This is a genomic window from Mesobacillus boroniphilus JCM 21738 (genome assembly GCF_000517385.1).
GTDB lineage: Bacteria > Bacillota > Bacilli > Bacillales > Cytobacillaceae > Mesobacillus > Mesobacillus boroniphilus.
The window spans coordinates 1-2470 of record NZ_BAUW01000186.1 but is presented as its reverse complement, the minus strand read 5'-3'; the positions used below and the strand labels follow the sequence as shown (position 1 = coordinate 2470).

Here is a 2470-nt window from a genome sequence, read left to right as displayed (position 1 = left end):
GAACGACTTCACTGGTCGGCCCTCCAGCGCTTGTCGGGGCTGAACGAGGCGCTTGCGCTTTTTGTTCTTTATAAAATTAGTAATACTATGCACTTCCTCTTGGGTTTCGTGCCCCCAGCGGGAATAATTTATCGCGAGATGTTTTTTTGAAATTTTTTCTTACATTATTAGGAAAAACGAGAGAATCTTACTGGTTATCGAGAGATTATTGAGCTTATTCGGGAAATTCCACACAGTTTTCGAGAGATTATTGCTCATGTTTGAGAGATTATTGCTCATGTTCGAGAGAATAAAGATCTTTACTAAGAGAATAATTTTACCAACTTGATTTTTGGTATATTAGGGAGATGTCCTATAGTTTGTTTTTGATCAAAGTGCAATTCCTGTTGGTTTTCGTGCAATTTTGTGGTGGGAATGATGCAATTAATCATGATTAAGGTGCAATTTGGGTAGAGAACGGTACAATTTTCATTCTGTATTAAGAGAATAATTTTTGAACTGATTTTTTTACAAAATAATGCAAGTTTTTTTCAATGATGGGCAATATAACAGCAGACCCGTGCAACAGGTCTCAAAAATACGAATTAATGAAAGGGGCTTACTCATGAAGAAAAAGCTATTAATGTTAATCGGTGGCTCATTGCTATCGGCTATGTTCCTTGCAGGCTGTGCGAATGACCAGGATCCTCCTCCGGATGACGATGTGGATATCGAGAATCCAGCAGACGACAATGGCAATGTCGATGATGATGGCATGATCGATGACAACAACGGCGAAAACAACGACATCAACACAGAGAACGATGGCGACATGATGGAGGACAACAACGAGCCTGGCGAAGACGCTGTTGAAGACAACCTTGATATGAACGATGAGGACAATAACGATCAATAATGAAAAAAGGGCAGGGTTGGATTCCTGCCCTTTTATTTTGCCCATAAAAAAAACTCCAGCCAGTCAGCAGGAGCTTCATTACACATTCTTCGGCTGCAAAATCTGCGGCCTTGCTATGATTTTTTTCTTGAATTCTGTAAGCAGTTCTTCGCCTTTATAACCTTTATCGAGCAGATACTCCAGCAATTTTTCCGGGTAATCGCTCTTTGGTTTGGTTAGCTTTCCCGTTAAAAGGATGCTGGCATGGGTCTTCAGCTTCTTCACGCAGCAAACTTTTGTCAAAAATGCTGCCGGGTCGTTCTCACGCTTGGTGATGACGACGTGGACGATGATTTCTTTGTCGGTGTCGCATGCATCCTGGAAAAAAGGAATATATTTATGGTCAGCAAAAACCTCGACGAGCCAGGTTCCTTTTTCATCCTCTTTATTGATAATCAGGCCGTCTTCCATTTCGATATCCACTAAAGCATCATCATCAGCAAGCTGCATTGAAATCAACTTAAACGTCTTCATGTCAACCACCTCCCGTAATACTTGTCCAAATTATAACACAGGATGAATCGAAAGCGAAAAAAAGCAAGTTTGTCGAAAGAAATATTTCTGAATTGGTAAAAATCATTTTTGACTGTATACGAAGTGCTTAAAACTGATTTATGGAATGCTATTTTGCAGGGATAGGATTATTTTTGCAGGGAAAAGAACGATTTTCGACATTTTACTCCAACGGAAAAAAGGAATATCATCAAGCTATAACCGAGAAAGGAGATGAAAAGGTGATCAATCAAGTAACGCTAGTAGGCAGGCTGACCAGGGATCCGGATCTCAGGTACACACCGGACGGCAAAGCGGTGTCGAATATCACGCTTGCGGTGAACCGGCATTACAAAAATGCCAGCGGGGAAATCGAGGCTGATTTTGTCCACTGCATCCTTTGGGGCAAAACAGCTGAGAATACGTCCAACTATTGTAAAAAGGGCTCTGTCCTTGGAGTCACCGGCCGCATTCAAACACGAAACTATGATAACCAGGAAGGCAAACGTGTTTATGTGACCGAAGTCGTGGCCGAGGGAGTTAGATTTTTAAGTACAAAGCCGGCTGGCACAAGAGAAACCCAGCAGGCATCACAATCTTACCGACAGCCGGAAACTGTTCCCCCAGCACCGCCGCAAAGAGAGGAGCTTCCATTTGTATAACGATACCGATTCAGTTGAAAAGCTGCTAGTCAGCCTGATTAAAATGGTTGGAAAAAACAATGAGAAGGTCGACGAACTCACCAAGCGTGTCCGGCAGCTCGAAATCGCCTCAAAAGAACAGCAGATCAACCGCGTCTATTCCTTCATAGCAGAGCCACCAAGACCAAATTCCAGCAGAAAAGAATATGCAAGGAAATAACAAAGTATTCAAGCACGAAACAAACCAACACAAAGAATTTCCACGGTATCAACTCACCTGGTTCTTCAAGAGAGAAATTCAATAACCCGATCTCCAATATACCCTCTAATTTTGATGCCGGCTAACTTGGCCGGTTTTTTTGTTTATAAGAAATTATAAAACTTTTCACTTAGATTAGTGTCT

The 2470-nt window shown here is 41.8% G+C and carries 4 protein-coding genes; 3 read left to right on the top strand and 1 reads right to left on the bottom strand.

Annotation, left to right across the window (positions count from 1 at the left end):
* The first annotated feature begins 604 nt into the window (after window positions 1-604).
* On the top strand, window positions 605-895 hold the full coding sequence (locus JCM21738_RS21565; RefSeq protein ID WP_023627796.1) for a hypothetical protein: 291 nt from the start codon (window positions 605-607) through the stop codon (window positions 893-895).
* Between the two features lie 78 nt (window positions 896-973).
* Here the strand turns inward: JCM21738_RS21565 and JCM21738_RS21560 are convergent, their stop codons facing one another.
* Window positions 974-1408: a YwpF family protein gene (locus tag JCM21738_RS21560; protein ID WP_023627797.1), complete on the bottom strand. Its 435-nt coding sequence runs from the start codon at window positions 1406-1408 to the stop codon at window positions 974-976.
* A gap of 260 nt (window positions 1409-1668) precedes the next feature.
* On the opposite strand from JCM21738_RS21560, the gene ssb reads away from it, so the two are divergent.
* Both ssb and JCM21738_RS21550 read left to right on the top strand, forming a co-directional pair.
* On the top strand, window positions 1669-2088 hold the full coding sequence (gene ssb / locus JCM21738_RS21555; RefSeq protein WP_051391385.1) for a single-stranded DNA-binding protein: 420 nt from the start codon (window positions 1669-1671) through the stop codon (window positions 2086-2088).
* Entirely contained in the window at window positions 2081-2287 is a 207-nt protein-coding gene (locus JCM21738_RS21550) for a hypothetical protein (protein ID WP_023627799.1), read from the top strand. The genes ssb and JCM21738_RS21550 overlap by 8 nt, the downstream gene beginning before the upstream one ends.
* Window positions 2288-2470: the final 183 nt, after the last annotated feature.